The following is a 4914-nucleotide window of genomic DNA, read 5'->3' as shown; positions in this document are numbered from 1 at the left end:
ACCTGCTCGCCTCCCGCGGCCTCGACCCCGCCCCCGAGCCGTGGGTGCCGCCCGCGCTGCACGGCCCGGTGCTCGGCGAGGACCGGGCAGCCGGTGCGCCCTTCGCGGGACACGCCCCGCTGCCACACGACCTCACCACCGGCGCCCACCGCCTGACCGTCGAGGCCCTGGTGGGTGCCACGGCCCTGGTGCGGGTCAACGACGAGACAGGCGGCTACCTCGCGGACCTCACCCGGCTGGTGGGCCGCAAGCTCGTGCCGGGCCCGGTGGACTCCCCCGCCGTGGCCCACCAGGACAGCCTGTTCTGACCGCCGGGCGCTGCGGCACCGGGCACCCCACGGCCGTGCGATGCTGCCGCGGTGACCACCTCCCCCTCCGATGTCGCCGCGGCCACGGCCGACCCCACCCGTGAGCGGACCCGTTCCCACCAGCGCGCCTGGGGCTGGTACGACTGGGCCAACTCGGCGTACACCACGACGACCGGCACCGTGCTCATCGGCCCCTACCTCACGCAGCTGGCCAGCGCGGACGCCTGCCCGGACCTGCCCAGCGGCCAGGCCTGCACCGGGAGGCTCGACGTGCTCGGCGTCCCCGTCGCGGCCGGTTCCCTCGCGGCGTACACGGTCACCCTGGCCACCCTCCTCTCGGTGGTGGTGGTCATGGCCGTCGGCGCCGTGGCCGACCGCCACCCCCGTCCGGCACGCCTGCTGGGGCTGCTCGCGGGCATCGGGTCGCTGGCCGCCATGGCCATGGTGTTCCTCTCCGGCACGTCCTGGCAGCTGGGCGTGCTCCTGGTGCTCGTGGGCAACATCGCCCTGGGCGCCTCCACGGTGGTCTACGACGCGCTGCTGGTGCGCATCGCCGCCCCGGACGAGCGAGACCGGGTCTCCTCGCGCGCCTGGGCCCTGGGCTACGCCGGCGGCGGGCTGCTGCTCCTGGCCAACCTCGTGGTCATCCAGGCCCACGACGCCCTGGGCCTCTCGATGGAGTGGGCGGTGCGGCTGTCGCTGTTCTCCGCGGGCCTGTGGTGGGGGGTGTTCACCCTCGTGCCCGTCATCGGCCTGCGGCGCCTGCGCGGCACCACGGCCGTTCCGGTGGCCCGGGGCGCCGGCCCCGTGACCGGGTCGCTGCGGCAGCTGCGCTCCACCCTCGGCGAGCTGCGCCGCTACCCCCAGACGCTCACCTTCCTGGCGGCCTACCTGCTGTTCAACGACGGCATCCAGACCGTCATCTCCTCGGCCAGCCTGTACGGGTCGGTGGCGCTCGGCTTCGACACCGGCCAGCTCATGACCACCATCCTGCTCGTGCAGTTCGTGGCCGTGGGCGGCGCGCTGCTGTTCGGGGCGATGGCGGCCCGCCTCGGTGCCCACCGGGTGGTGCTGGCGGGCATCGCCCTGTGGGTGGTGGTCGTGGCCTGCGCGTACTTCGTGCCCCGCGGGGCCTTCCTCACCTGGCTGGGGTGCGCCGTCCTCATCGGGCTGGTGCTGGGCGGCACCCAGGCGCTGGCGCGCTCGCTCTACAGCCACCTGGTGCCGGCGGGCCGGGAGTCGGAGTTCTTCGCCTTCTACCAGGCGGGCGAGCGGGGCACGTCGTGGTTCGGCACGCTCACCTTCGGGCTGGTCTTCCAGCTCACCGGCTCCTACCGGCCGGCCATCCTGGCGCTGCTGGTGTTCTTCGTGCTCGGTGGCCTGCTGCTGGCGCGGGTGGACCTGCGCCGCGGCATCGCCGACGCCGGCAACCCGCAGCCGGCCGTCCTCTGAGGCGGGTCCAAACGACCCCTCTTGCCGCCCCCCAGAGCCGAATTTGCGCTACCCCCCCCCACTTCGTTAAAACCTCCCGGCCGGCGGCAAGGCGAGGGCTCGAGTTCGATGCCCCCATGCCGCCACCTGCAGATCAAGACACACACGGAGAAGGGGAAAGACATGTCTGCTCATGCTTCCGTCAATCGCCGCCTCCTGCTGACGGGTGCCGCTGCGCTCCTCGCTGGTTCGACGATCGCCGCAACCTCCACCACCTTCGCTCGAGCTACGGACACCGACCTGCCAGCCGGCTGGCGCCGCGGACGGATCGTGGCCCGGGAAGACGGGGCTCCCATCTACGAAATCTTGGACGCCGCCGGACATGAGGCCGGTTACGCCTTGTCCCAGGAGGACATGGAGGAGGCACGCAGGGCTGCCAAGGACGTGGAGACTGAGCGCCGAGACCTACAGGCTGTGGGGGCGGACTTCTGGAAGATCACCAAGTGCACCGCCGCCATCGCATGGTTCACTGCGCAGACCGTCTTCCCGTCCGTCAAGGTCGCTCGTATCGCCTACAACCTCTCTCGACTCGTGAAGAAGTACGGTGCCCGGAAGGTGGCCTCCTCATTCCTCCGCTGGCGTTCGTCGAAGGGGCGCGACATGGAGGACGACATCAAGGACGTGGCTCTGGCGCTGACGGGTGTCGGGGCACTCTCCGTGTGTTTTGATTGATTCAGCCTCAATTCAGGAAGGAAATTTCCGTTGCCAGACCGTGGCTCCTCGACCTATGACGACATCCGTTACTACCTCTCGAGTCTCGCCCTGCTCCTCCTGGGCGTGAGCCTCATCGGGACGGACGTCACCGTCGGCGGTTTCGGCCTCCGACAGTCCGTCTTCCTCGGCGCCACCCTCGCCGTCGCCGGGGCTCTCCTCGTCCTGGCGCGCCTCCTGCGCCGGTAGGCGCCTCGAACGTCCGCGCACACCCCGGCCCACACACTTGTGGCGTGGGCAGACCACGAGGGAGGTCCGTGAGGCCCGGCGTCCGCTCCGGTGACGCCGGGCCTTCGTGGAGGGCTCGGACACCGTGGTGCCGCCCTGTGCCTGGCCGGGGTCGCCGTCATCATGTACGCGCCGCGCGGGGCGTGACCACCCCCCTCACTACGCTGTGCGCACGACCACGCCCCGAGGAGGCCCGATGTCCCAGCACGCCCTGCACCCGCGCCTGGCCGAGGTCCGCGAGACCATCCTGCGTCGCAACCCCGGGGAGGTCGAGTTCCACCAGGCCGCCGACGAGGTGCTGGCCACCCTGGGCCTGGTGCTCGAGCGGCGCCCCGAGCTCGCCGAGGCGAGCATCATCGAGCGCCTCTGCGAGCCCGAGCGCCAGCTGGTCTTCCGCGTGCCGTGGGTGGACGACTCCGGCGTGGTGCAGGTCAACCGCGGGTTCCGGGTGGAGTTCAACTCCGCCCTGGGCCCGTACAAGGGCGGTCTGCGCTTCCACCCCTCGGTGCTGCTGGGGACGGTGAAGTTCCTGGGCTTCGAGCAGGTGTTCAAGAACGCGCTCACCGGCATGCCCATCGGGGCCGGCAAGGGCGGCTCGGACTTCGACCCCAAGGGCCGCTCGGACGGCGAGGTGATGCGCTTCTGCCAGTCGTTCATGACCGAGCTGCACCGCCACCTGGGCGAGTACACCGACGTGCCCGCCGGCGACATCGGCGTGGGGGCGCGCGAGATCGGCTTCCTGTTCGGCCAGTACAAGCGCATCACCAACCGGTTCGAGGCCGGCGTGCTCACCGGCAAGGGGCTGGAGTGGGGCGGCGCCCGCGCCCGCACCGAGGCCACCGGCTACGGCACCGTCTACTTCGCCGAGCAGCTGCTGGCCGGTTCCGGCCGCGACCTGGAGGGCCTGCGCGTGGTGGTCTCCGGGTCGGGCAACGTGGCGCTCTACGCCGCGCAGAAGGTGGTGGAGCTGGGCGGAACCGTGGTGGCCATGAGCGACTCCGGCGGGTACGTCGCCGACGACGCGGGCCTGGACGTGCCCCACCTCATCGAGCTCAAGGAGCACCGGCGCGAGCGGATGGCCACCTACGCGCAGGAGAAGGGCGGCCAGCACGTGGCCGACGGATCCATCTGGGACGTGCCCTGCGACCTGGCCCTGCCGTGCGCCACCCAGAACGAGCTCGACGCCGACGGCGCCACCGCCCTGGTGCGCAACGGGTGCCTGGCCGTGGTGGAGGGCGCCAACATGCCCACCACCCCCGATGCGGTGGAGGTGCTTGCCACCGGCGGCGTCACCTTCGCGCCGGGCAAGGCCTCCAACGCCGGCGGCGTGGCCGTGAGCGCCCTGGAGATGCAGCAGAACGCCACCCGGGACTCGTGGTCGTTCACCCACACCGACGAGCGCCTGCGCCAGATCATGGCCTCCATCCACGCCACCTGCGTGGAGACCGCCGAGGAGTACGGCGTGCCGGGCGACCTGGTGGCCGGGGCCAACATCGGCGGGTTCGTGCGCGTGGCCGAGGCCATGCGGGCCCAGGGCGTCATCTGACGGGCGTACCCTCTACGACAGGGCGTCGTTTCACCGCGTCGCCCACGGTCGTCGGCCGGGCCGATGCCGCATCGTCGTCCACGAGGAGCGCCCACGGGCGCGGCGAGGGGTCAGCATGTGCACCTACTGCGGGTGTGAGTCCATCCACGTCATCGGCCGGTTCATGGCCGAGCACGACCGGCTGACCGACCTCACCGGCCCGCTGCACCGCGCGGCCGACGCCGGCGACCTGCCCGCCGCGCAGGAGGCCGCCGAGCGCATCGCGGAGCTGCTCGAGCCCCACACCCACGCCGAGGAGCTGGGCCTGTTCACGATGCTGCGGCGCGAGGAGCACATCGCCGACCACGTGGACGACCTGTGCGCCGAGCACGACGCGCTGGACGCCCAGCTGGCGCGCATCCGCACGGGGGACCTGGCGGGTGTCGACGCCTTCGTCCGCCAGCTGCGCAACCACATGGACCGCGAGAACAACGGGCTCTTCCCCGCCGCCGCGATCGCCCTGGGCGGCCCGGAGTGGGACGAGGTCGACGAGCTCACCCCGCCGGCCCCGACCGCCCTCGGCTGATGGCGTCGAGCACCGGGCCCGGACGCCCCGCCGACCGACGCGTCGACGCCGCCGCCCCCGGCGCC

At 72.2% G+C, this 4914-nt stretch carries 6 protein-coding genes; all 6 read left to right on the top strand.

Going from position 1 to position 4914, the window contains the following annotated elements; genetic code table 11:
* Nucleotides 1–308 (top strand): hypothetical protein (locus HMPREF3099_RS12610; RefSeq protein WP_202816655.1); only part of this gene is annotated, 308 nt, incomplete at its 5' end.
* Nucleotides 309–359: 51 nt separating this feature from the next.
* Complete coding sequence (locus HMPREF3099_RS00415; RefSeq protein WP_070703243.1) at nt 360–1760, top strand: MFS transporter; 1401 nt, start codon at nt 360–362, stop codon at nt 1758–1760.
* Between the two features lie 162 nt (nt 1761–1922).
* Entirely contained in the window at nt 1923–2471 is a 549-nt protein-coding gene (locus HMPREF3099_RS00410; protein WP_141495010.1) for a hypothetical protein, read from the top strand.
* 30 nt (nt 2472–2501) lie between these two features.
* Nucleotides 2502–2699, top strand: a complete 198-nt coding sequence (locus tag HMPREF3099_RS00405) for a hypothetical protein (protein WP_070703241.1) — start codon at nt 2502–2504, stop codon at nt 2697–2699.
* A 235-nt stretch (nt 2700–2934) separates the two neighbouring features.
* On the top strand, nt 2935–4284 hold the full coding sequence (gene gdhA / locus HMPREF3099_RS00400) for an NADP-specific glutamate dehydrogenase (RefSeq protein ID WP_070703240.1): 1350 nt from the start codon (nt 2935–2937) through the stop codon (nt 4282–4284).
* A gap of 115 nt (nt 4285–4399) precedes the next feature.
* A complete protein-coding gene (locus HMPREF3099_RS00395) occupies nt 4400–4849 on the top strand; it encodes a hemerythrin domain-containing protein (RefSeq protein ID WP_070703239.1) in 450 nt (149 codons plus the stop codon).
* The last annotated feature ends 65 nt before the right edge of the window (nt 4850–4914 follow it).

Source organism: Kytococcus sp. HMSC28H12 (assembly GCF_001816045.1).
Lineage (GTDB): Bacteria > Actinomycetota > Actinomycetes > Actinomycetales > Dermatophilaceae > Kytococcus > Kytococcus schroeteri.
Note: the sequence above shows the minus strand (reverse complement) of the source record. Positions and strands in the feature narration are given on the sequence as shown.

Bases quoted from the DNA above. Each gene is read 5' to 3' on its own strand.
- gdhA (WP_070703240.1), top strand. From the start codon at position 2,935: ATGTCCCAGCACGCCCTGCACCCGCGCCTGGCCGAGGTCCGCGAGACC.
- HMPREF3099_RS00395 (WP_070703239.1), top strand. From the start codon at position 4,400: ATGTGCACCTACTGCGGGTGTGAGTCCATCCACGTCATCGGCCGGTTC.
- HMPREF3099_RS00410 (WP_141495010.1), top strand. From the start codon at position 1,923: ATGTCTGCTCATGCTTCCGTCAATCGCCGCCTCCTGCTGACGGGTGCC.